Source organism: Streptosporangium sp. NPDC000239 (assembly GCF_040300765.1).
Lineage (GTDB): Bacteria > Actinomycetota > Actinomycetes > Streptosporangiales > Streptosporangiaceae > Streptosporangium.
Window position 1 is genome coordinate 194870 of the sequence record NZ_JBEPEI010000014.1, and the last position, 21138, is coordinate 216007.

Sequence of the window (21138 nt, forward strand, 5' to 3'; positions counted from 1 at the left end):
AGCATGGGGCTATGACTGAGCCCCGGGAAGTGAACGTGGGGATCGGGGCCGGAGCCGACGCCGTCGCGGGAGCGGCGGCGGCCGGCAAGGAGCTGGCCACCGAGGACATGGTCCTGAACATCGGCCCGCAGCACCCCTCGACCCACGGCGTGCTACGACTGCGCCTGACGCTGGACGGCGAACGGATCAGCGCCGCCGAGCCGATCGTCGGCTACATGCACCGGGGCGCGGAGAAACTGTTCGAGGTCAGGGACTACCGGCAGATCATCGTGCTGGCCAACCGGCACGACTGGCTGTCGGCGTTCGCCAACGAGCTGGGCGTCGTGCTCGCGGTCGAGCGGATGCTCGGCATGGAGGTCCCCGTCAGGGCCGTGTGGGCGCGCACCCTGATGGCCGAGCTGAACCGGGTGCTCAGCCACCTGATGTTCCTCGGCTCCTACCCCCTCGAACTGGGCGCGATCACCCCCGTCTTCTACGCCTTCCGCGAGCGCGAGACCCTCCAGGCCGTGATGGAGGAGATCTCCGGCGGCCGGATGCACTACATGTTCAACCGGGTCGGCGGCCTCAAGGAGGACCTGCCGTACGGCTGGCTCGACCGGGTGACCCTGGCCGTCGCCGACGTACGGCGCCGCCTGCCCGACATCGAGGCCCTGATCAGTGGGAACGAGATCTTCCTGGCCCGCACGGTCGGCGTCGGGGTGCTCGACCGCGAGACGATCATGCAGTACGGCGTCAGCGGCCCCATCGCCCGTGCCTCCGGCGTCGGCCTCGACCTGCGCAGGGACGACCCCTACCTCGCCTACGGCGAACTGCCGGTCAAGGTCGTGACCCGTTCCGCGGGAGACTGCAACGCCCGCTTCGAGGTGCTGCTCGAACAGGTCCGCGTCTCCCTCGACCTGGCCGACGTCTGTGTGGAGCGGCTGCGGTCCCTGCCGAGGGGGCCGATCAACCAGCGCCTGCCCAAGGTGCTGAAGGTCCCCGAGGGCCACGTCTACGCCTGGACGGAGAATCCACTCGGCATCAACGGCTACTATCTGGTCTCTCGTGGCGAGAAGACCCCCTGGCGGCTGAAGCTCCGGTCCGCCTCCTACAACAACGTCCAGGTGCTGAGAGAGATGTTGCCTGGACATCTGGTTTCCGACATGGTGGCCATCCTGGGGTCGATGTTCTTCGTGGTCGGTGACATCGACAAGTGACCCGGAGCGCGGAAGGGGGGACATGAGCGAGCGCGTGGACGCCGCTTCCCGCATCGGAGGCCCGAAGCGGGACAAGTACATCGACTGGCTCCGCGCGGTCAGCCTGATCGTCGTCGTGGTCTGGCACTGGGCGTTCACGATCCTGCAGTGGGGGCCGGCCGGCCCCTCCCCGACCAGCCCGCTCGGTTTCACCTCGGGGTTGTGGATCCTCACCTGGCTCTTCCAGGTGCTGCCGCTCTTCTTCTACGTGGGCGGATACGTCCACCTGATGTCGTGGAACCGCGCCTGTGAACGCGGGGTCGGCATCGGCGCCTTCGTGTGGCGGCGCATCCGGGCCCTGGCGATCCCGGCGCTGGCGCTGTCCTTCGCGTGGCTCGCCTTCGGCGGGGTCATCTGGTTGATCTTCGACGTGCCGTGGATCGGCCGGGCCGTGCTCCTGGTGCTGAGCCCGCTGTGGTTCATCGGCGTCTACCTGATGCTGGTCGCCCTGCTGCCCGTGATGCTGTGGCTGCACCGGCGCTTCGACGTACTGGTGCTCATCTGGCTCGGCGGCGCGGCGCTGGTGGTCGACGTGCTGCGGCTGCGGTACGGCCTTGAGGCCATCGGCTGGCTCAACATGGTGATCGTGTGGGGTCTGGCCCACCAGGCGGGCTTCTTCTACGACCGGATGGTCGCGATGCCCCGCAGACTGGACGTCGCGACCCTGTGGACCGGGCTGTTCGCCCTGGTCGGCCTGGTCTACTCGGGCATCTACCCGGGGTCGATGGTCGGGGTGCCCGGCGACAAGCTGTCGAACATGGCTCCGCCGACCTTCGTCATCGTGGCCCTGCTGATCTTCCAGATCGGCCTGGTCGAGGTGCTGCGGCCCGCGATGGAACGGCTGCTCGAACGGCCTCGCTGGGGGTGGGTCAACACCACGATCAACCGGTTCGCGCTGCAGCTGTTCCTGTTCCACACCACCGGCATGGCGATCCTGAACGGGGTGTTCTGGGGGCTGACCGGCTCACCGCCCGGCAGTCAGATCCCGCCGACGCTGATCTGGTGGCTGGAGCGGCCCCTGGCGATCGCCGGGCCGCTGCTGTGCACGATCCCGTTCCTGTTGATCTTCGGCCGCAGGAACTCGGCGACCGCCACCCGGTGACGGGTCAGCTTTTCGCGAGCCCGGGCCGACGCCGCTTCTTCCACAGCCGGCGAAGGCCCGCGAAAACCGCGTAGAGGGTCATGACGAAAAACGCGCCGAGCAGCAGCAGGTCGAAAACGAGCCTGAACTCCCTGTTGACCACACTCGGATCGTCGGCGTCATAGACGATCGAGACCTTCTCACCCTCGGCGTAACTCCCCCGGATCTCGGCGAAACGCCGGACGTCCTTCACGAAGAAGTTGACCTTGGTGAGTTGGTAGCTCTCCCCTGCCTTCACGGTTCTGGTGGACATCGCCGTCGCGGTGGTCCGGCCGCCGTGAAGATACATGTCGAGGTGCGACGCGCCCACCCGCACCCCCAGGATGGTCGTGAAAGCCCATCCGACGCACAGCAGGACGCAGGCGATCACGTACACCCCGTTGACGGACCCGTCGTCCACCGGCTCCTCGTCCTCGCCCGGCCCGAGGTCCCAACGTAATCGTCTGGCCATCGACCTTGCCTCCCACATCGAACGACGGCGGGTGGAGACAGTTCACGTACGACGCGCTCGCAAGGGGCGATTTTCCGCCAGAACGAACATCAGTATGTGACCACGATAAAACGACACGCAATGATTCCGAGTGCCGAGAAGAAATGTTCATCGCCCGTCGGCGTCGTGTATTCCACACGTTAATTCGGACCGTGTCCGAAACCGTGTTCACGCGAAAGCCCGGCGAACTCGTTCGTCCGCCGGGCTCCCACGCGTTCAGCCGACCGTGGCGGCCTTCTCCCCCGTCTTCACGTCCGTGGGCAGGTCCACACTGTCCCGCAGCCTGATGGGCTTGAGGAACAGCGCGGCGACCACGCCGACCATGGCCACGGCGGCCGAGATGAGGAAGATGTGCCCGGTGGCGTCGCCGTACGCGGCCCGCACGACCTCCTTGATCGGCTCGGGCAGGGCCTGGATGTTGAGGGTGCTGCGCCCACCCCCGGCACCCGAGGCCCCGATCCCGGCCTTGGCCAGGCCCTCGGCGATGCCGGTCGCGACCTGGTTGGCCAGGACGGCGCCGAGGACCGAGACACCGATGGTGCCGCCGAGGGAACGGAAGAAGGTGACCGCACCGCTGGCCGCGCCGAGTTCGCTCAGCGGGACGGTGTTCTGGATGGCCAGCACGAGGTTCTGCATCGACATGCCGACCCCGGCGCCGACCAGCACCATGGCCCCGGCGATGAGCAGCAGCGAGGTCTGGTGGTCCATCGTGGACAGCACGAGGAACCCGGCCGTGAGCACGATCGCGCCGGTCACGATGTACGGCTTCACCCGGCCGCTCCTGGAGATCATGCGCCCGGAGACGGTCGAGGAGACCAGCACGCCGAGCATCATGGGGATCGTGAGCAGACCCGCCTCGGTGGGGCTGTAGCCACGGCCGATCTGGAAGTACTGGCCGAGGAAGACCGAGCCGCCGAACATGGCCATGCCGACCGCGAGGCTGGCCAGGATGGCCAGGGCCGGGGTACGGCGGCGGATGATCCGCAGCGGGACGACCGGTTCGGCGACCCGCGACTCGACCCAGGTGGCCAGCACCAGGAGCAGCGCACCGCCCCCGGCCATGGCCGCGGTCTGCCAGGACAGCCACTCGAAGGAGTTTCCGACGAAGGTGACCCAGATGAGCAGGACACTGACCCCGGCGGCGATCAGTGTGGCGCCCACGTAGTCGATCCTGACGTCCGTACGGCGCACGGTGACCACCCGCAGCGTCTTGTGCAGCAGCGCGAAGGCGACCACGGTGAACGGCACCGCCACGAAGAAGCACCAGCGCCAGCCGAGCCAGGAGGTGTCGGCGATCAGGCCGCCGAGCAGCGGTCCGGCGACGGTCGCGACGGCCATGACACCGCCGAGGTAGCCGTTGTAGCGTCCACGCTCCTTGGGGCTGATCATCGCGGCGATGATGACCTGCACCAGGACCTGCAGGGCACCCATGCCCAGGCCCTGAACGGCGCGGAAGGCGATGAGCTGGGCGGTGTTCTGTGCGAAACCGCAGGCCAGCGAGCTGACCATGAAGATGACGATGGAGACCTGCAACAGCAGCTTCTTGCTGAACAGGTCGGCGAGCTTGCCCCAGATCGGTGTCGAGGCCGTCGAGGCGAGCAGCGAGGCGGTGACCACCCACGTGTACTGCGACTGGGTGCCGTTGAGCGCGCCGATGATCTGCGGAAGCGCCACGGACACGATCGTGCTGCTGATCATCGCCACGAACAGGACGAGCAGCAGACCGCTCAACGCCTCCAGGATCTGACGATGGCTCATGCGAGCGGTCTCTGTGTGGGCGCCCACGCACACACCTCCAAAGCGGTGGAAACAGGATGACCGTGACACCTTACATGCCCATTGGGAAAGTTTGCGCACTGGGCATCTTTTCCCGGAGGGTGAGATACTGGCGCCATGGAGAGCACAGCGGGACTGCGCGAACGCAAGAAGGCCGAGACCAGGCAGGCCGTCCACGAGGCCGCGCTACGGCTGTGCGCAGAACACGGCCTGGACAACGTCACCGTCGAGGCCATCGCCGACGCCGCCAACATCTCCCGGCGGACCTTCTCCAACTACTTCGCCGGCAAGGAGGACGCCCTCCTGTACGGCGACGAGCGGCGCATCAGGCTGCTCGTCGAACGGATCCGCTCCCGGCCCCCCGAGGAGCCCGCCTGGCAGGCGCTGCGCGGAGCCGTACGGGACCTCTACGGCGAACTCGGCGACCCCGACGTCGCCTGGGCGGTGCGCGCCCGGCTCGCCAAACAGCACCCGTCCCTGCTGGCCAGGCAGCTGGCCAACCACGCCGCCCTGGAACGTGACCTGGTCCAGGCCATCACCGACCGCGACGGCTCGACCGACACCGTACGGCCCCGCGTCCTGGCGGCCGGGTTCCTCGTCGCCCTGCGCATCGCCACCCACCTGTGGACCGACGAACAGGAACCCCGCCCCCTCCAGGAGGTCATGGAACAGGTTCTGGACCAGATGTCGGCGCCTTTCTAAGGCGCCGCCTTCGGCGTCGCGGGCTGTGTCCCTTTGCGACGCCTGGCGGCGTCGCGGGCTTGGGCGCTTCGAGTCGGCGCTTTCCCTCGTCACTCCGTCGCTGCGCTCCTGCGTTCCTCAGTCCAAGCACCGACGCGCCCAAGCCGACACTCCTCACACTTGGGGCCGGTAACCCCAACCCCCTCACCGACGATGAGGTCGGGCCGACTTTCCTCAGATGGCGCGGTCTTTGGTCCTCAGGCACCCAAACCGACATTCCTCACACCTGGGGCCGGTAACCCCAACCCCCTCACCGACGATGAGTTCGGGCCGACTTTCCTCAGATGGCGCGGTCTTTGGTCCTCAGGCACCCAAACCGACATTCCTCACACCTGGGGCCGGTAACCCCAACCGGTTCAGGCTCGCTTTCCTCGGATGGCGCGGGCTTCGGTGCTGATCGCCCTTGGTTGGTCAACGGCTGCTGGAGACCTCACCCGCTCAGCAGCCACGACACCGGACGTCGAAACAGGACCTGACCCCCACTCCCGAGACCGTCACCCCGCCCCGAATCCGTGATCCGGCTTCGGACCGGAAGGCCCGTTCCTACGTAGGATCGAAGATCCATATGAAACGGGAGGGCCTTTGCTGGCGCCGTACCGTTCGATCCTGGCCCTGCCCGGAGCGCTCGCCTTCTGCGGGGCGGGGCTGCTGGCCAGGATGCCGGCCTCGATGATGGGGCTGAGCCTGCTCCTGCTGCTGTCCGCCGAGCGGGGGTCGTACACGCTGGCCGGGCAGGTCACCGCCGCCTACGTCTTCCTCGCCGCCGTCGTCAGCCCCTTCCAGGCGCGGCTGGTCGACCGGCTCGGGCAGCGGGCCGTACTGCTTCCGCTCACCCTGGTCAACCTGGTCGCCAAGGGCGCGATGGTGCTCTCGATCACCTCGGATCTGCCCTCGCCGTTCCCGCAACTGTGCGCGGCGGCGGGCGGCGCCACCTCCCCGCTGGTCGGCGCCTACGCGCGGGCCAGGTGGAGCGCGTTGCTCAGGGACCGGCCCGAGCTTCGTGCCGCCTACGCCCTGGAGTCGCTGGTCGAGGATCTCTGCGCGGTCGTCGGCCCGCCACTGGCCGCCCTCCTGGCCGACGCCTTCTCCCCGCTGGCCGGGCTCGTCCTGGCGATCGGCTGCGGCTTCGCCGGGACGGTGCTGTTCGCGGCGCAACGCCGTACGGAACCACCGCGCAGGCCCCCGGGCCAGCGGACTCGCGAGCCGCTGGGTGTGGTGCGGCTCGGCCCGGTCTGCCTCACCACGGCCGGGCTCGGTCTCCTCTCCGGGAGCGTCAACTTCACGGTCGTCGCGTTCTGCTCGGAACAGGGCGTGCGCGGGCTGAGCGGCCTGGTGCTCGGGGCCGTCGCGGGCGCCTCGGTCCTGGCCGCGCTGTTCGTCGGCGCCGTAGGTCTCCCGCCCCGCCGCCTCGTACGGCTCGCCGCCCTGGCGACGGCCGCCCTCAGCGCCGCCCTGCCCCTCGCGGCGGCCGTCCCCTCGGGGGCGGTCGTCCTGGTCGGCGTGGCCGTGACGCTGCTGGCGTTCGCCGCCGCGCCCGCCACGATCGCGAGTTTCACCCTGGTCGAACAGCTCGTGCCCGCCTCACGGCTCTCCGAGGGGATCGCCTGGACCACCTCGTTCCTCCTGGGCGGCTACGCCCTCGGCGGCGCGCTCACGGCTATGGTGATCGACAACTTCCACGCCGGTTTCCTCGTCCCTCCCGCGGTGGCTCTGGTGACGGCCTGTTGCGCCTTCCTGATCCCGCGAACCCCTTCGGCCTCTCTTCAGCCGACTCGCTGAAGCCCGATCACCCGCCGGAGGGAGCACCTGGACCCGGCGTATGGTCACCTCGCCGCCGAAATTTAGTCAATAACTTTGACTATCAATGATCCTTACTATAGCGTGATCGTCATCACCGGACGTGCTTCACCAGGGGAGAAGACGACAATGACGATCACCGTGGAACTCACCCGCTTCCGTGTCGCCGCCGACCGCGCCCAGGCGCTGCTCGACGCGCGACCCGCGATGCTGACCGACTTCGCCGCCGACCGCGCCGGATTCCTCGGCGCCAGGCTGATCCGCCTGTCCGACGACGAGTGGCTGGACATCGTGGACTGGCGCTCCCCCGAGGACTTCGCGGCCTCACGTGCCAAGGGCGCGAACCTGCCGGGAATCGCCGCCTTCTTCGCGGCGATCGACGAACTGGTCAGCATGGAGGAGGGCCGCCAGGAGACATGACTTCTCGGCGCCGGTGCCCGTACAGGATGGCAGGCTGCACCATGCCATGGCCGACGCACTCGTTGGCTTCGGGAAAGCCCCCAGATATCCCGGACCAACGCGATTCGAGGCGTTCGGGAAACGCATGATCGTGACCGCATAGGGTCCGGGGCATGGCTGAGAACTGGCAGACGGACAGGATCGGAAGCGCGTTGCGGGACGAGAACCCCACCGTGCTGCGGCGGCTGGACTCCGGATTCGCAGTGATCGGGGATGTTCAGTTCCTGCCGGGATACTCGGTGCTCCTGGCGGACGACCCAACCGTGGAGAGGTTGTCGGACCTGCCGAAAGGCAGACGGCAGGCTTTCCTGTCCGACATGGATGACCTGGGGGAGGCCGTCGAGCGGGCCTGCCGACGTCTCGACCCAGCCTTTCGCCGGGTCAACCTGGAGATCCTTGGCAATACCGACGCCTTCCTGCACGCTCATGTATGGCCAAGGTTCGACTGGGAGCCGGCCGACCTTGTGAGCAAACCCGTCTGGCTCCACCCCCACGGCAACTGGCACGACAACCGCTTCGCCCTCGGCCCGCAACACGATGCCCTGCGAGAAACGATCAGCGAAGAACTCGACCGACTACGCCTCTAGTCAGTCGAAGAGCGCCCCGATCAGGGCGCCCTGGCCGGACTGGAGGACGTGGGCGTCTTCCAGTGGAATCCAGAAGCACTCGAAATCGGTGGGCTCCCGCTCGCTGTCGTGAAGCTCCTGGCCGGCCCACCGCTCCGGTGTGGGCTCGGCGAGCTCCAGCTGGAAGACGTGGCGGTGTTGGATCTCGAACCGGTAGGGGCTGATGTCGTAGACGACCTCGCCCAGCTTCCTGACGATCCCGAACCCGGTGAAGCCCGTCTCCTCCCGCGCCTCGCGAAGCGCGGCCTCCTCCGGAGCCTCCCCCGGTCTGACGCTTCCTGCGGGAATCTGAATTCCGACCTCCTCATAGCTGCAGCCGATGTGCCGGAAGACCAGCAACCGCCCGTCACGAACGACGTAGCACAGGACCTTGTCCTTCACGACCTTGCCCGTCACCGATTTCCCCTCCATTAATGACGACCATTGGGGACGTCCAGATTAAGGACACCGGCAAAAAGAACTTGAACACCCCGACGCCAAACATGAAGAGTTCCAACCGAACGCCCCGGCCCCATGTGTGAGAAGTGTCGGCTTGGGCGCGTCGGTGTCTGGACTGAGGAGTGAGGGAGCGCAGCGGACGAACGACGAGGGAAGACACCGACCCGAGGCGCCCAAGCCCGCGACGCCGAAGGCGGAGCAAAGAGACGCAACACAGAGAGACACAGGAACAAAGCGGATGAGGGACAAAGGAAAGTACTTACGCAGGGTGAAACCCATCGACGCCACCGGGCATTACGGCTACGTAGAGGCACACCCCGAACCCCGGCCTGGGCTCGCGCCCAAGCCCGTGAGGCCTCCTGTCGTCGCCAACAGGCAGGACGAACCTTTCACCCTTGGTGAGCTGACCCTGTGCACCGACGTACGGCCCGCCGACTGGGCCGTCTCCGCCACGCTCCCCTTCGACTGGAACATCGTGGCGTGCATGCTGCCGCCGGTCTTCGGGGCCTACGCCCGGCTGTTCCATCCGCCGCGCATAACCGTGGGTGACGTCGAGCAGGAGACCTCCTGGAGGAAGGTGGCCTTCGCCAACGGGCGCGTCCCTCATCCCGGGATGCAGTGGCCGTACATCACCGGTGCATGGAGCTTCTTCAACGACGAGCAGCCGGGCATCTGGAGCTATCCGCCCGAGGAGGGAACACTGCCGCTGCGGCAGGTCGCCCGACTGGTCCACCTGCTCTCCCCGCACACCACCACCCCCGAGCGGTGCTGGTTCGCCGTCTGGGATGGCTTCGGCGACCTCAACCTCCCCGTGGATGACGAGGAGATCCCCAGAGTCGAGATGCCCGCGCGGTCGATGCTCCTTCTGGAAGGGCCACTGGGGGCGGCGACCACCTCGCTTTCCGACATCCCATGGTCGGGTCGGTACGCCAGCCTGTGGTGGCCGCAGGACCGGGCCTGGTGCGTCGCCACCGACGTTGACCTGATGACCACCTACATCGGCGGCAGCCCGGAGTGCGTCGCGGCCCTGCTGGCCGACGAGGAACTGGAGATCATGGAAATCCCCGTCGACCAACGCCTGTCCTGGGGCAGCGACACCGTCAACCCGCCTCCCACCGGCAAGAGCCCCTGGTGAGACAACACACGGCCGCCGCATGGCGAGACGCCCAGCCGAACGTCCGGCTTGGATCAGCGATCTTGGACGACGGCTACGAGCCCTGCCCGTCCGGCGTTTCGGGAAGCCGGCCGACCACCTTGCCCTCGGAGTCCAGCACCTTGATCATCGGGTTGTCGTCGCCGTCGATCTCCAGCACGATCCTCGGGCGTCCTCGTGAGTCGCTGAGCACCAGGAAAGCTCCTTCCGGGGTGCTGTAGCCGAGCTGGACGCGGGGCGGCATGGCGGGCACCAGGTCGATCGGGAGCGCCGGATCGGGCATGTGCTTCATCTCCAGCATCGCCGCGCCGTGAACGCCCTCCCAGCGGGTGGCCAACGTGATCGCCTGCGCGTTGGTGTAGTCGAGCGAGATGCTGGCCCCGACGGAGGAGGAGACGATTCCTCCTTTCTCGTTGCCGTCGCCGTCATTGAAGATCAGGTAGGTGCCTTCTGGTCCCTGGCGCTGGTCGGCGGGATACGTCCTACCTCCGCTGATGATCGGGGGTTTGCTCGAACTCACCAGGAAACGCTGCCAGCCCCGGCGGTCCACCACCCGGAATGACTTCCTGGCCTGCTCCCCGGAGGTCTCCGCCTGGGCGGTTCCGCTGCCCGCCATCACGGTCGTGCCACCCACCAACAGCGCGGCCGCCGCTCCGATCGCAGCCCGCCGATCACACTGCTCCATCTCCCGTTTCCCTTCTCGCCGGAGGGCAACAGTGGATCATCCGGGCGCCGCCGTGTCCCTGCGGCCAGCATGAAGATCACGGGTAGGGACTACCCCCCTGCGCTTGCCCCTTTGCGCGCTACCAGGCAGAGCAAAGAGACATGCCTTGTGCTTTCCCGGCCCCAAGTGTGAGGAGTGTCGGCTTGGGCGCGTCGGTGTCTGGACTGAGGAGTGAGGGAGCGCAGCGGACGAACGACGAGGGAAGACACCGACCCGAAAGCGCCCAAGCCCGCGACGCCGCCAGGCGGAGCAAAGAAACACAACCCGCGACGCCGCCAGGCGTCGCAAAAGGACACAACCCGCGACGCCGCAGGCGGCGCAAAGAGTCACCGCTCTTCTTCGGAGTCCTTGGGTACCTTGCAGCAGTGTTCGAGGTAGAGGGCGGCGCCGATCAGGAGGACGCACGAGACGAACGAGCCGCCCGCGATCATGAAGTCCTGGCGGGGGATCTCCTGCTCAAGGAGTTCGGCGGTGTAGAGGGTGAATCCGGCGAACATGCCCCCGAAGACCGCCCCCGCGTACGCCGACGCCTTGGCCAGTGCCGCGAGGCGGGCGACCGCGAGCGGTTCGACGGGCTTGGTGTCCGGCTTCCGTTCGATCCTCGCCCGGGTCATCCACCCGCTGTAGGCCTCACCGATCGCCAGCAGCAAAACCGTGGGGATCGCCGTCCACGGCACCCTCGGCAGGATCGAGTAGAACGGCCTCAGCAACGCCCACGACACGATGGCGCACACGACGAGAACACCGACGAGCACCCCGGGACGGCTCGGCCTCACTCCGGCCTCTGGAGGGTCAGGTCTGGGCGAAGCCGTACAGAGGTCTGATCCAGGTCGGCGAGCAACTCCGTGATCCCACGCCCGCCGAGTACGGCGTCCGGGTCGATCTGGGCCCAGGGGACCAGCACGAAGGCGCGCTCGTGCGCCCTGGGGTGCGGCAGCGTCAGCTCGGGGGTGTCGGAGGTCAGGTCGCCGACCGCGATCAGATCGACGTCCAGGGTGCGCGGGCCCCAGCGTTCGGCGCGGACCCTGCCGAAGACGTTCTCCACGTTCAGAGCACGTTCGAGGAGTGCCCTGGGTTCCAGGGTGCTGGAGGCGATGACCACCACGTTGAGGTACGGCCCCTGCTCGGGCCCCCCGACCGGGTCCGTCTCGTAGACCGGGGAGACCGCGACGAACTCCAGCTCCGAGGAGTCGAACAGCGAGTCGAGTGCGCCCTGCAGCGTGTCGAACCGGTCGCCCAGGTTACTGCCGAGGGCCAGCACGATCTTCATGATCTGCTCCTGACGATCGTCACGACCACGTCGTCGAACGGCAGCGGGATGGGTGCGGCGGGTTTGTGCACGCTCACCTCGGCCGACTGAACCGCCTCACGGGCCAGGCAGACGTCCGCCAGGCGCTGGGCCAGCGTCTCGATCAGGTTCACCGGCTCACCCTCGACGACCTTGACCAGGTCCTGGGCGAGCTCTCCGTAGTCGACGGTCTTGTCGAGGTCGTCGCCCTCGGCGGCCGGGGCGGTGTCGAGGAGGAGCGTGACGTCCACCACGAACTCCTGGCCGAGCTCCCGCTCGGCGGCCAGCACGCCGTGGCGCCCCCGCGCCCTCAGGCCCCTGACGCTGATCCGGTCCGTCACGCGGCTTCCTCCTCCTCGTCGTCGTCGGTTTGCAGAACGGGAGATCCGTGGTGCAGCCAGAGCCGCCATCCACCGGAGGTCCTGACGAAGGTGTTGCTCGCCACGACCTTTCCCGCCGCGAAGCTGGAATCACCCTCGTCGCCCGCGGTGAGGATGTTCTCCTCACAGGTGAGGATCGCCACGTCCCCGAGCACCATGACGCGGACGTCGGTCAGCACGAACTGGATGTAGGGCGTGTTGGCCATGATGAGCGCCCAGGAGCGCAGCACCTCCTGGCGGCCGTTGATGATCGGCCACCCCGGGTGCACGCAGCTCACCTGGTCACCTTCGAGGTCCTCGGCCCAGATCTCGGTCATGCGGTCGAGGTCGGCGTTCTCGATCGCGGTGTAGAACGCCTGGTTGACCGTCTCGACGGCGGTGGTGTCGACGCTCATGATCTCGCTCTCTGAACTGCTGCGGCCACGCGGACGGCGTCCGCGTTCGGGCGTACGTCGTGCACTCGAACGCACCAGGCCCCCGCCTGCGCGGCGAGGGCGGTCACGGCGATCGTGGCGTCGTCGCTCTGGCCGAAGGGTCGGGGGGTACCGTCCTGGTCGGCCAGCAGACGGCCGAGAAAACGCTTGCGTGATGCTCCGATGAGCAGGGGGTATCCCAGCTCGGCGAGGTGGTCGATGCCCGCGAGCACGGCCCAGTTGTGGTCGGAGTTCTTCGAGAAGCCGATCCCGGGGTCGAGCACGATCTGACTCTCCGCGACCCCTTCGGCGAGCACGGAGGCGACCCGCTTCGACAACTCCTCGCGAACCTCGGTCACAACATCACCGTAGATCGCCCGGCTGTCCATCGAGTGGCTGTGGCCGCGCCAGTGCATCACCACGTACGGCACGCCGGCGGCGGCCACCACTCTCGGCATCTCCGGGTCGGCCAGGCCGCCGCTGACGTCGTTGACGAGCTTCGCACCCGCGTTGACCGCCGCCTGCGCGACCTCGGCCCGCATGGTGTCGACACTGACGGTGACGCCTTCTCGGCTCAACGCCCTGATGACCGGTTCGACCCTGGCCAGCTCCTCGGCGAGCGAGACCCTGGCCGCACCGGGCCTGGTGGACTCGCCGCCGACATCGACGATGTCCGCACCCTGTTCGACCAGCTCAAGCCCATGCCGTACGGCCGTCGCCACGTCGAACCACTGTCCTCCGTCGGAGAAGGAATCAGGGGTGACGTTGACCACGCCCATCACCAGGCAGCGGCCCTCGCTGGGCAGCCCCGGCACACTCCACGTAGTCATGCGGACAAGCCTAGGCGTTGTCCGCCCTTCGCCCATATCGCGGGTCCGGCTTGTGTCATACCAAGGGATCCCGCCCGGTGTGCGACGGGTGGCACAAGGTGCGAAGTGTCCGGACTGGAGGGGCTGGAGCAGGCTGGACCTTGGCAAGTCTGGCGATATCAGCCCGAGCACGATCAGAGACTAGCCTTCCCTCCCCCGCCTCGTCCCCCTTTCCCGCACCCCTTCCTTGGGCTCCGAAACAGATGCCGTTCATCCCCATAAATCACTGAAAACCTCCACAAATCCTCCTAAGGCCCACCGTCAGTCCGTGGGGAGCAGCGTCCCGAGAGGGCCGAGGTCGAGGTTGAGATCGGCGGGGGACAGGTCGAAGTGCTCACACAGTTCCTTCATCGCGCCTTCGAGGCGCATCAACGTCAGGCCCAGTGTCTCGATCTGCTCGTCGGACAGGTCCCCCTGTTCCATCCGTCGCACGCACTGCCGCTCCATCAGCTGACGCACCAGTTCGACGAGGGTGAGGACGAGGCACGTCAGGTCGCGCTCGACCCGCTCGGGGTCGGTGTCGAGGCGCCAGCCGTCCCGCCGTACGGCGGAGCGCCTCTTCTCCGGCCGCGTCCCGCGCGGCCAGGTCACCCTTGATCGGGCCGCCCCCGACAGCACCCCGGCCGACCATGTCGTCCTGGACCGTGCCGTCCCCTGCCTCGGGCCCCCGGACACGGGCGGCTCACCTCCTGACCGGTTCACCGAGGCCCTCCGGATCGATCATGGTCGCCTCCGTGATGGACGTGATCAGCACGCGGAGAGAGATCCGTACGAGATCGACGTCGGCGATGGACAGGACGAGGTCGCCGGTCACCACGACGCCACCCGCCAGCAGCCGGTCCAGGAGATCGACGAGCGCCACCCGCTCCGGTGGCAACCGTCCCCGCCGGGTCAGCTCGGCTCCCCGGGAGACCTCAGACGTCATCCGGCGCCTCCGCCGTACCAAGGTCGATGTCGGTGAAGGAGTAGGGGGCCCACGGGCCGGTGAGCTCCAGGTCGAGACCCCGCCCACGGAGGGTGTCGAGAGTCGCGACGAACTCGTCGGCGAGGTCGTCGTCGACCAGATAGGCACCGTTGAGCACCATCCACTCCTCACGTCCCGAGAGTTCGGGGTCCTGGGGGCGGTGACGTCTGCTCGCCACGGCGACGACGGACAACGCGGCGTCGACCCGCTCGGCCTCGGTCGCCGCGTGGCGCCACGCGGTGTCCCGGTCGTGCAGGCTCGCCTGGCGCCGTTTCAGGTAGGCCGTTCCCGGGCTCTCGCCCTCCTGCTCCCGCCCGCCGGACGACGGGGTCCCCGCGGGCTGCCCCGCGTACGCCTTCACCCCCCACTCCCTGCGCCCGGCGACGTGGGAGAGCACCTCGGCGAAGTCGTCGTGCCGCCGTTCCAGCAGGGCGCTCACCTGCTCCTCGCCGGTGTAGACCGTGACAAGCCGCACCGGGGCCGTCGCGACCGCCTCCGAGACGGCCTCGACGACACGGTGGTGGGCGCGGGCGGTGGCCTCCACCCAGTCCAGGTCCTCCAGCGAGCGCCGGAGCGGCTCCTCCCCGAACCGGTCGAGCGGTACGGCGCTGACGTACGCGACCAGACCGGCGTGCTCGATCGTCCTCACCGGCGCGCCGCCCACCCCCTCCAGGCCGGACGGGTCGGGGCCGCCCGCGCCGTGTGCGATCGCGTACACGTATGTGCCGGTCTCAGTCACGGCCCTCCCTCGGCACGCGTGACCGCTCTCCGGTGGCCCCGCCGCGCGTCACGCCCCTGAGGTCCTCCCGCGCCTCGACGAGCCCGTCCTCCTCAAGCGCGGTGAGCCGCCTGCGGAGCCTGCGGTTCTCCTCAACCAGGTCGCGGTCCTTCGAGGTCAGCCACGGATCGTGCTCCCACCAGTCGATGCCCAGCTCGCGAGCCGTGTCCACCGAGGCGATCAGCAGGCGCAACTTGATCGTGAGCAGCTCGATGTCCAGCAGGTTCACGCGGATGTCTCCCACGATCACCACGCCTCTGTCGAGCACGCGTTCCAGGATGTCGCCCAGGCTGGTCGTCTCCCGTCCGGCGAGCGACCTGCTGCCGTATCCCTGGGGCACCGTGGAACCGGGTCGTACCGGATTGGTCATCTCACGGCCCCTCACTGTCTCCCCTGCCGCGCCTGTAGCGCCGTGTCCTGCGGTAGGACAGCAGGTCTCCCTCCCGGTCCAGTTCGACCTCGTAGAGCGCCAGGACGTCCCCGGAGGAAGGAACGCGACGGTCCTCGACGACCTCGACCCCGACGAGCCAGCCGTCCTCCTTCGGCTGCACGAACGTGACGCCCTCGACCACCTTCGCGGTCAGCTCGGTGATCTCCCGTACGGCGACCCGGCCCACGGTCCCCGCGGTGAGACGCCGCCCTCTGGTCCGCGGAGGCTCCTCCTCAAGGGGTTCCTCGTCGTAGAGGTCGTCGGAGACGTCCACTTCGGCGATCCGCTCACCGCGGGTTCTGCGCCTGGCCGGCACGGGATCACCCCCTCTCCCCGTCGCCCGGCAGGGCGGTGCCGTCTGTGCCGGGGCGGCCCGTCAACCGCCCGAGGACCCGCGTCACCGCCTCGGTCTCCTCCTCCTCGGTCATCAGACCGGCACGCCTCGCCTCCGCTATCTCCTCCAGCCTCCGCCGGACCCCGGCCGGGCTCCGTGTCTCCAGCTCGACCTGCTCCTCGATCAGCTCCGCGAGCCGGATCAGCCCACGGATCGGAGCGAACGGCAGGCCCAGGGTCAGGCCGAACAGGTCCATCCGTCATCCCTCCCCCGCCTGTGAGGTCGTGACGAAGTCGTACGGTGCCAGCGGTCCGAGCAGCCGTACGGTCACCCGGTCCGCCCACCGGTCGCCGAACTCCTCGACGGCCCGCTCGAACTCCTCCGACCGGTCGGTCTCGATGAGGAACGCCGCGTGCACGGCGTCCTGTTCGTGGGTCGGCTCCCGTACGGCGACGGCGACGCTCAGCGGGGCGAGGGCACCGACGATCTCCTCGGTGTCGGCGTCACGTCTGGCCGCCACACCCTCGCCGAGCAGTTCGCCGAGCCGGATTCGCGCGTCCCATGTCGCGTCCTCTGGCTTGCCGCGAATCCCGTCGAGCAGCCGGGAGGCCTCGGCGTTCTCCGCGAGGACCTCACCGATCACCACCGGTTCGACGTAGCGGCCCCTGACGATGTACTCCGTCCGCCCTTCCAGGTCGTCCAGTGCGTCGCGGAACGCGTCGTGGTTGGGGGCGAGCAGTTCGTCGACGACCGCCCCGTCATCGGTCAGCACCGCTCCGAAGCGGAGCGGCAGCACCGGTACCTCGGCGGCGGCCTCGTCCAACAGCCGTTGATGGGCGAAGAGGTCCTCCGGCCTGCCGAGCGGGCGGTCCAGCGCGATCTCGCTCGTCAGGGCGGCGATCTCGCCGTGCCGTACCAGCCGGATCCGTCCGGGCGGGTCACCGACTCCCCTGGCGTCAGGGTCCACCTCGGTGTCGCCCGGCACGATGCCGTAGACGTAGGAGGCGCCGCCTCCCGCCTGCCGTACGGCTTCGCCGGTCCCTGCGGTCTCGGTCTCTTTCGTGGAGCGGGGCATCTCAGTCCTCCCCCCTTCGCCGTCTGCGAGGCGCCGGTTCGGGTTCCTCTTCGGACTCCTCGGCACCCAGGAAGTCACGCAGCTTGTCTCCCGCCGCGTCCAGCGCCCCCTGCGTGATGCCCTTGGTCTTCGCCCTGCCCACGCCCTGTGTCATGTCCTGCACCACTTCCGGCAGGCCCTTTCCTCCTGTCTGCGTGAGGTCGAGCCGGTTCGCGGCCTCCGCGAAACGCAGATAGGTGTCGACGCTGGCCACGACGATGCGGGCGTCGACCGTCAGAATCTCTATGCCGACGAGCGAGACCCTGACGAAGGCATCGATCACGAGGCCCTTGTCAAGGATCGTGTCGATGACGTCGGCCAGTCCTGAGGAGGATCCGCCACCCCCTCCCGCCCCCGAAGGTTGCACGATGGTCATCAGCCGCCTCTCCCCGGCTCCGCGATGTCCTCCCGGATCCCACGTCACGTGCTCCGGGCGGCTGCCCGGCGGCGGGCCGGGCGCGGAGCCTCCCTTGTCTTCGTGTCCGCGGCGCGACGCCGGACCGGACGCCTCGGAGTGGCAGCCTCGGCCTCATCGGCCTCGTCCTGCTCCTCCGGTTCCTCCGACTCTTCGGGCTCCTCGGGCTCTTCCGGCTTCTCGGCTTCGGCGCGGCGGCGCCGTACCGGACGCCTCGCCTGCGCGGACGCCTCTGGTTCCTCCTCGGCCCCGGCGGCGTGTTCGCCGTTCACGGGCGTCGGTTCTCTCTGGTCCTCTTCTGTCTCCTCGGTCTCGGATTCCCTCGACTCCTCCTCCCGCAGGGCGGTCTCGTGGTCCTTGACGACCTTGCTGTCGCGGATCTCGCCACGCCAGCCCTCGATGTCGTCCGGATGGAGCAGCGCCTGCGTCATGACGTGCCGCCGGAAGTGCTTGAACTCCAGGCGTGCCCGCCTGCCCTGCGCCCGCCACAGGTTGCCGGTGCGTTCGAACAGTCCCTGTGGGTGGTACTCCAGGACGAGCAGGACACGGGTCAGGTCGGGGCCGAGCGAGTGGAAGCTCACGGCGCCATCGACATGGCCCTTGGCTCCCTTGGAACGCCAGATGATGTGCCGGTCGGGGATCTGCTCGACGATGGTCGACTCCCAGGTCCGGTGGGACCAGAAGACCTGTGCCTTCCAGGAGAGTTTCTCCTCGGCCTCCTGCTGAACCCCCTCGACCTTCTTCGTGAAGCTGGGAAAGTCCTCGAACTGGGTCCACTGGTCGTAGACGAGCCGTAGCGGGGCTCCCACGTCGAGTGTCTCGACGATGTTGGTGACCTTGAGCTTCTTCCCCCTGCCGCCCTTGCCGCCACCGGTGACCTTCTGGAGCAGGCCTCCGGCCGCTGTCTTCGCCACCTCCTTGAGCCCGCTGGCCACGGGGTGCTTCGAGCCGATCACCGATCCGACGAGGCCGACCACCCCGCCGTCGCCCTTGTCGACGTAGTCGGTCAGCCGGCCGGTCAGTCCGCCGAGTTTCTCGGTCGCGGACGACAGGAGCCGTTCTCCGAGCGCCTCGGCGAGATTGCGGAGTTCCTCGGTGAGCTGATCGACGGGAAGAGTCTGTGTGTTCCCCTTCGTCCTCGTCTGCTCGGTCATCGCGCCTCATCCCGGACGCGGCGGACGGGACGGTCACGTCGGGAGGCCCTCTCCCGCTGCGGACTCCGGACCCGTACGGCCCGGCCCCGGCCCCGCGGAGGCTCCTCTTCTTCCTCTTCCTCCTCGTCCTCGAACTCGTCCTCCGGTTCCTCCTCGTCCTCGTCCTCGAACTCCTCCTCCTCGTCCTCCGGTTCCTCACGGGACCTGCGTGCCGTACGGCCCCGGCTCTCGGTAGGACGACGCCTCCTCGGACGCGTCTCCTCCTCTTCTTCCTCCTCCTCACTCGCGAGACCACCGGGGACGCGCAGCGACTCGGCGCGTTCGTGAAGCTTGGAGGTCAGTGAGTCGATCTGCCTGCTCGCCGCCGCCCTGGCCGCGGCCTTACCCACGTCGAGCAGTTCGCCTCGCACGTTCTGTGTGAGCTTTTCCAGCTCGGGAGAGGCCCCGAGCTGCTTCAGGCCCTGTTGCAGCAGGCCGCCTCCGCCCATGCCCAGCCGACCGGTCGCGCCCGCCGCCGCCAGCGCCAGCGCCGTCCGTAGTTTGTGACGCCGGCCAAGGAAGTAACCCGCGCCGACCGCCAGGGCCATCTGCACTCCGCATTTCACGATCGCCACCCCTAAACGATCACTCCGTCGTGGAATCCGTCCGCCCGAAGCCTCGACGGGCCACCGGCGGGAAGGAGACGTTGTCCAGGACAAACGTCTGCCGCTTTAAACGTGTCGGAAGCATCTGGTTTCCGAACAGGCTGTCCCCCTACCCGAAAAGCCGACAGAAAAACACATATAGGTAAAAAGTAGACATACCTCGTTTGTAACCTGAAAAGACGCATTTCTCCTGGTTTTTCGTGGCGGCCGGAGGCACCAGTGATCGCGAAGAGCTGGCCGAACCCTCATCCCGGGAGGTTCGACGGTCGGTGGGACCGCCCTGGGGACGGTCTCCGTCGAGGAGGGCGGTGATGTCGGTTTCGCGGTAGCGGCGGTGGCCGCTGGGGGTTCGCACCGAGGGGATACGGCCGGTGAGAGCCCAGCGGTTGACGGTCTTGGGGTCCACGCCGAAGATCCCGGCGACCTCGCCGGGGGTGAGGAGCCGTTCGGTGGTGTCCGGCCCGGTGGAGAAGGTGCCGTCGGGGGCGACGGCCTTGAGTGGGGACATGGGGGCTCCATAGGGGGTCAGCGGCGGCTTCGGTGGAGCGGCGCCTTTTCGGGGGGCGGGCGCCCGGCCCCGAGCCGGGGAGCAGGTGGCCGGGCACCCTGGAGGAGGACCGGCCCACGAATACGGGGCCGGTGCGCCAGACGACTCCCTCTTCCCCGACACACCCCTTTGTCCCGGCGTGTATGGGAGCCGCCTTGCGGAGATGTGCGGCCCAGGTCCCTCCCACCTGAGCCGCACGTTCATGGGGTACGGCGAGACGACGTTCCACCGCCCGCCGTACCGGCTTCTAGGAGCGCAGCAACTCGCGCAACGTCGTGGACCGGCCCGGCGCGACGACCTGACCAGGACATACGGCCTGGACAACCCGGGGGGTCCGAGCGGTCCGAGTCTGGAGAGCGCGGGCGACGGCGACGGCCCGGATGCTCGGCGGCACCGCCGGGGACACCTGGGCGGCCAGCTTGCGGTCCAGTTCCTCAGCCGACCCGGCCCGCACCAGCGGCGTGTCCCCGAGATCCGGCCTGCCGGGAAGAACGCGACGGTAGGCGCTCCACAGGCCGGTCGCCGAGTTGTGGAAGACGAGCCAGTCGGAGTGGACATGCTGTACGGCGTCGCAACTCCGCCGTGCGACACCCGACGTCATGCCACCCTCCCACCAGGCGAACCCCGCTCCCCGCCGACCTCCCCGTTCCGTGCCCCGGAAGGCGGACGGCCGGCCCCACCCCTCCTACGCCGAACCGGCGCCGGGGAGGACCGCGACGAGAGCCGGATCGCTCTGATCATCTCGGCCTCCCGCATCCGCTCCTCCAACCCCTCGGAGGTGGGATCCTCCACGATCACCGGCCGAGATCCCTCCCAGGCCGCGACGGCATAGAAGCTGCGTCGTCCCAGGCTGTAGAGCACGGTCCAGTCCGCCCAGGCCTGGTCGATCCGCTCGGCCTCCGCGCGAGCTGGGCCGTCCCACACCCGCTTGTACACCGGCGCGTACGGCAGGCCGTCCCGGTGCCGGCCGGTCACGGGGTCACACCCCCGCGACGGCGTCGCGGGCGGTCTTCTCCTGCTCGGCCACAGCCACCTGAACCTCATCGAAAGTGTCGGCGTCCACCGCCGACTGCGCTCCGGCCCGCACGGCGACACGGGAGAAGACGTGAGTACGAAACCAGAACCGGCCCGCATCACTGATGATCAACCGCCAACCCGGGATCACCGGACGGCCGGGGGTGTCGTGCATGATCTGGACCTCCACGATCCGACCAGAGGCATGCCTGGC

The 21138-nt window shown here is 68.4% G+C and carries 29 protein-coding genes and 1 pseudogene; 7 read left to right on the forward strand and 23 right to left on the reverse strand.

Going from position 1 to position 21138, the window contains the following annotated elements:
* Window positions 1-11: 11 nt before the first annotated feature.
* Window positions 12-1196, forward strand: a complete 1185-nt coding sequence (locus tag ABT340_RS29565) for an NADH-quinone oxidoreductase subunit D (RefSeq protein WP_352014120.1) — start codon at window positions 12-14, stop codon at window positions 1194-1196.
* 22 nt (window positions 1197-1218) lie between these two features.
* Window positions 1219-2337, forward strand: coding sequence for an acyltransferase family protein (locus ABT340_RS29570; RefSeq protein WP_352014121.1), 1119 nt, complete (start codon window positions 1219-1221; stop codon window positions 2335-2337).
* Window positions 2338-2341: 4 nt separating this feature from the next.
* Here the strand turns inward: ABT340_RS29570 and ABT340_RS29575 are convergent, their stop codons facing one another.
* Together ABT340_RS29575 and ABT340_RS29580 are read right to left on the reverse strand one after the other, a co-directional pair.
* A complete protein-coding gene (locus ABT340_RS29575; RefSeq protein WP_352014122.1) occupies window positions 2342-2827 on the reverse strand; it encodes a DUF3592 domain-containing protein in 486 nt (161 codons plus the stop codon).
* Window positions 2828-3082: 255 nt separating this feature from the next.
* Complete coding sequence (locus tag ABT340_RS29580; RefSeq protein WP_352014123.1) at window positions 3083-4624, reverse strand: MDR family MFS transporter; 1542 nt, start codon at window positions 4622-4624, stop codon at window positions 3083-3085.
* A 135-nt stretch (window positions 4625-4759) separates the two neighbouring features.
* On the opposite strand from ABT340_RS29580, the gene ABT340_RS29585 reads away from it, so the two are divergent.
* The 4 genes from ABT340_RS29585 (at window position 4760) to ABT340_RS29600 (ending at window position 8226) form a co-directional block, all read left to right on the forward strand.
* The gene (locus ABT340_RS29585; protein WP_352014124.1) at window positions 4760-5344 is read left to right on the forward strand and encodes a TetR/AcrR family transcriptional regulator; all 585 of its coding nucleotides are present in this window, start codon (window positions 4760-4762) and stop codon (window positions 5342-5344) included.
* 621 nt (window positions 5345-5965) lie between these two features.
* Window positions 5966-7162, forward strand: coding sequence for an MFS transporter (locus tag ABT340_RS29590; protein ID WP_352014125.1), 1197 nt, complete (start codon window positions 5966-5968; stop codon window positions 7160-7162).
* A 147-nt stretch (window positions 7163-7309) separates the two neighbouring features.
* On the forward strand, window positions 7310-7600 hold the full coding sequence (locus tag ABT340_RS29595; RefSeq protein WP_352014126.1) for an antibiotic biosynthesis monooxygenase: 291 nt from the start codon (window positions 7310-7312) through the stop codon (window positions 7598-7600).
* 152 nt (window positions 7601-7752) lie between these two features.
* Window positions 7753-8226 carry an HIT family protein gene (locus tag ABT340_RS29600; protein ID WP_352014127.1) on the forward strand — a complete coding sequence of 158 codons (474 nt, stop codon included), beginning with the start codon at window positions 7753-7755 and terminating at the stop codon, window positions 8224-8226.
* Here the strand turns inward: ABT340_RS29600 and ABT340_RS29605 are convergent, their stop codons facing one another.
* Window positions 8227-8661: an NUDIX hydrolase gene (locus tag ABT340_RS29605; protein ID WP_352014128.1), complete on the reverse strand. Its 435-nt coding sequence runs from the start codon at window positions 8659-8661 to the stop codon at window positions 8227-8229.
* 310 nt (window positions 8662-8971) lie between these two features.
* Here ABT340_RS29605 and ABT340_RS29610 point away from each other — a divergent pair, with 310 nt between their 5' ends.
* The gene (locus tag ABT340_RS29610; protein WP_352014129.1) at window positions 8972-9838 is read left to right on the forward strand and encodes a hypothetical protein; all 867 of its coding nucleotides are present in this window, start codon (window positions 8972-8974) and stop codon (window positions 9836-9838) included.
* 73 nt (window positions 9839-9911) lie between these two features.
* Here the strand turns inward: ABT340_RS29610 and ABT340_RS29615 are convergent, their stop codons facing one another.
* The 20 genes and pseudogenes from ABT340_RS29615 to ABT340_RS29710 all read right to left on the reverse strand — a co-directional run.
* Window positions 9912-10541, reverse strand: coding sequence for a hypothetical protein (locus ABT340_RS29615; protein ID WP_352014130.1), 630 nt, complete (start codon window positions 10539-10541; stop codon window positions 9912-9914).
* A gap of 365 nt (window positions 10542-10906) precedes the next feature.
* Window positions 10907-11356 carry a DUF3180 domain-containing protein gene (locus tag ABT340_RS29620; RefSeq protein WP_352014131.1) on the reverse strand — a complete coding sequence of 150 codons (450 nt, stop codon included), beginning with the start codon at window positions 11354-11356 and terminating at the stop codon, window positions 10907-10909.
* Window positions 11353-11850 carry a 2-amino-4-hydroxy-6-hydroxymethyldihydropteridine diphosphokinase gene (folK, locus tag ABT340_RS29625; RefSeq protein ID WP_352014132.1) on the reverse strand — a complete coding sequence of 166 codons (498 nt, stop codon included), beginning with the start codon at window positions 11848-11850 and terminating at the stop codon, window positions 11353-11355. The genes ABT340_RS29620 and folK overlap by 4 nt, the downstream gene beginning before the upstream one ends.
* Window positions 11847-12209, reverse strand: a complete 363-nt coding sequence (folB, locus tag ABT340_RS29630; RefSeq protein ID WP_352014133.1) for a dihydroneopterin aldolase — start codon at window positions 12207-12209, stop codon at window positions 11847-11849. The genes folK and folB overlap by 4 nt, the downstream gene beginning before the upstream one ends.
* Window positions 12206-12643, reverse strand: a complete 438-nt coding sequence (locus tag ABT340_RS29635; protein ID WP_352014134.1) for a nuclear transport factor 2 family protein — start codon at window positions 12641-12643, stop codon at window positions 12206-12208. The genes folB and ABT340_RS29635 overlap by 4 nt, the downstream gene beginning before the upstream one ends.
* Window positions 12640-13491 (reverse strand): dihydropteroate synthase, encoded by an 852-nt coding sequence (gene folP, locus ABT340_RS29640; protein WP_352014135.1) that lies wholly within the window; start codon window positions 13489-13491, stop codon window positions 12640-12642. The genes ABT340_RS29635 and folP overlap by 4 nt, the downstream gene beginning before the upstream one ends.
* 300 nt (window positions 13492-13791) lie before the next feature.
* The gene (locus ABT340_RS29645) at window positions 13792-14205 is read right to left on the reverse strand and encodes a gas vesicle protein K (RefSeq protein ID WP_352014136.1); all 414 of its coding nucleotides are present in this window, start codon (window positions 14203-14205) and stop codon (window positions 13792-13794) included.
* 7 nt (window positions 14206-14212) lie between these two features.
* A complete protein-coding gene (locus tag ABT340_RS29650; RefSeq protein ID WP_352014137.1) occupies window positions 14213-14455 on the reverse strand; it encodes a gas vesicle protein in 243 nt (80 codons plus the stop codon).
* A complete protein-coding gene (locus ABT340_RS29655) occupies window positions 14445-15233 on the reverse strand; it encodes a GvpL/GvpF family gas vesicle protein (protein WP_352014138.1) in 789 nt (262 codons plus the stop codon). The genes ABT340_RS29650 and ABT340_RS29655 overlap by 11 nt, the downstream gene beginning before the upstream one ends.
* The gene (locus ABT340_RS29660) at window positions 15226-15642 is read right to left on the reverse strand and encodes a gas vesicle protein (protein WP_352014139.1); all 417 of its coding nucleotides are present in this window, start codon (window positions 15640-15642) and stop codon (window positions 15226-15228) included. The genes ABT340_RS29655 and ABT340_RS29660 overlap by 8 nt, the downstream gene beginning before the upstream one ends.
* Before the next feature lies 1 nt (window position 15643).
* Window positions 15644-16018 (reverse strand): gas vesicle protein GvpO, encoded by a 375-nt coding sequence (gvpO, locus tag ABT340_RS29665; RefSeq protein ID WP_352014140.1) that lies wholly within the window; start codon window positions 16016-16018, stop codon window positions 15644-15646.
* A gap of 4 nt (window positions 16019-16022) precedes the next feature.
* Window positions 16023-16292 carry a gas vesicle protein GvpG gene (locus ABT340_RS29670; RefSeq protein ID WP_352014141.1) on the reverse strand — a complete coding sequence of 90 codons (270 nt, stop codon included), beginning with the start codon at window positions 16290-16292 and terminating at the stop codon, window positions 16023-16025.
* A 3-nt stretch (window positions 16293-16295) separates the two neighbouring features.
* A complete protein-coding gene (locus ABT340_RS29675) occupies window positions 16296-17111 on the reverse strand; it encodes a GvpL/GvpF family gas vesicle protein (RefSeq protein WP_352014142.1) in 816 nt (271 codons plus the stop codon).
* Window position 17112: 1 nt separating this feature from the next.
* Window positions 17113-17526, reverse strand: a complete 414-nt coding sequence (gvpJ, locus tag ABT340_RS29680) for a gas vesicle protein GvpJ (protein ID WP_352014143.1) — start codon at window positions 17524-17526, stop codon at window positions 17113-17115.
* Between the two features lie 44 nt (window positions 17527-17570).
* On the reverse strand, window positions 17571-18719 hold the full coding sequence (locus ABT340_RS29685) for an SRPBCC family protein (protein WP_352014144.1): 1149 nt from the start codon (window positions 18717-18719) through the stop codon (window positions 17571-17573).
* Window positions 18716-19333, reverse strand: a complete 618-nt coding sequence (locus ABT340_RS29690; RefSeq protein WP_352014145.1) for a hypothetical protein — start codon at window positions 19331-19333, stop codon at window positions 18716-18718. The genes ABT340_RS29685 and ABT340_RS29690 overlap by 4 nt, the downstream gene beginning before the upstream one ends.
* Window positions 19334-19640: 307 nt before the next feature.
* A pseudogene (locus ABT340_RS29695) lies at window positions 19641-19871 on the reverse strand (BldC family transcriptional regulator); the annotation flags it as partial.
* 286 nt (window positions 19872-20157) lie between these two features.
* Entirely contained in the window at window positions 20158-20511 is a 354-nt protein-coding gene (locus ABT340_RS29700; protein ID WP_352014146.1) for a hypothetical protein, read from the reverse strand.
* Entirely contained in the window at window positions 20508-20885 is a 378-nt protein-coding gene (locus tag ABT340_RS29705; protein WP_352014147.1) for a hypothetical protein, read from the reverse strand. The genes ABT340_RS29700 and ABT340_RS29705 overlap by 4 nt, the downstream gene beginning before the upstream one ends.
* A 4-nt stretch (window positions 20886-20889) precedes the next feature.
* Window positions 20890-21138, reverse strand: a 249-nt coding sequence (locus ABT340_RS29710) for a hypothetical protein (protein WP_352014148.1), incomplete at its 5' end; no start/stop codon positions are given.

Coding starts and splice junctions, on each gene's coding strand:
- ABT340_RS29565 (WP_352014120.1), top strand. CDS start 12: ATGACTGAGCCCCGGGAAGTGAACGTGGGGATCGGGGCCGGAGCCGAC.
- ABT340_RS29570 (WP_352014121.1), top strand. CDS start 1,219: ATGAGCGAGCGCGTGGACGCCGCTTCCCGCATCGGAGGCCCGAAGCGG.
- ABT340_RS29670 (WP_352014141.1), bottom strand. CDS start 16,292: ATGGACCTGTTCGGCCTGACCCTGGGCCTGCCGTTCGCTCCGATCCGT.
- ABT340_RS29635 (WP_352014134.1), bottom strand. CDS start 12,643: ATGAGCGTCGACACCACCGCCGTCGAGACGGTCAACCAGGCGTTCTAC.
- ABT340_RS29580 (WP_352014123.1), bottom strand. CDS start 4,624: ATGAGCCATCGTCAGATCCTGGAGGCGTTGAGCGGTCTGCTGCTCGTC.
- ABT340_RS29600 (WP_352014127.1), top strand. CDS start 7,753: ATGGCTGAGAACTGGCAGACGGACAGGATCGGAAGCGCGTTGCGGGAC.
- ABT340_RS29615 (WP_352014130.1), bottom strand. CDS start 10,541: ATGGAGCAGTGTGATCGGCGGGCTGCGATCGGAGCGGCGGCCGCGCTG.
- ABT340_RS29585 (WP_352014124.1), top strand. CDS start 4,760: ATGGAGAGCACAGCGGGACTGCGCGAACGCAAGAAGGCCGAGACCAGG.
- ABT340_RS29660 (WP_352014139.1), bottom strand. CDS start 15,642: ATGACCAATCCGGTACGACCCGGTTCCACGGTGCCCCAGGGATACGGC.
- folK (WP_352014132.1), bottom strand. CDS start 11,850: ATGAAGATCGTGCTGGCCCTCGGCAGTAACCTGGGCGACCGGTTCGAC.
- ABT340_RS29595 (WP_352014126.1), top strand. CDS start 7,310: ATGACGATCACCGTGGAACTCACCCGCTTCCGTGTCGCCGCCGACCGC.
- gvpJ (WP_352014143.1), bottom strand. CDS start 17,526: ATGACCATCGTGCAACCTTCGGGGGCGGGAGGGGGTGGCGGATCCTCC.
- folP (WP_352014135.1), bottom strand. CDS start 13,491: ATGACTACGTGGAGTGTGCCGGGGCTGCCCAGCGAGGGCCGCTGCCTG.
- ABT340_RS29650 (WP_352014137.1), bottom strand. CDS start 14,455: ATGACGTCTGAGGTCTCCCGGGGAGCCGAGCTGACCCGGCGGGGACGG.
- ABT340_RS29685 (WP_352014144.1), bottom strand. CDS start 18,719: ATGACCGAGCAGACGAGGACGAAGGGGAACACACAGACTCTTCCCGTC.
- ABT340_RS29700 (WP_352014146.1), bottom strand. CDS start 20,511: ATGACGTCGGGTGTCGCACGGCGGAGTTGCGACGCCGTACAGCATGTC.
- ABT340_RS29575 (WP_352014122.1), bottom strand. CDS start 2,827: ATGGCCAGACGATTACGTTGGGACCTCGGGCCGGGCGAGGACGAGGAG.
- ABT340_RS29675 (WP_352014142.1), bottom strand. CDS start 17,111: ATGCCCCGCTCCACGAAAGAGACCGAGACCGCAGGGACCGGCGAAGCC.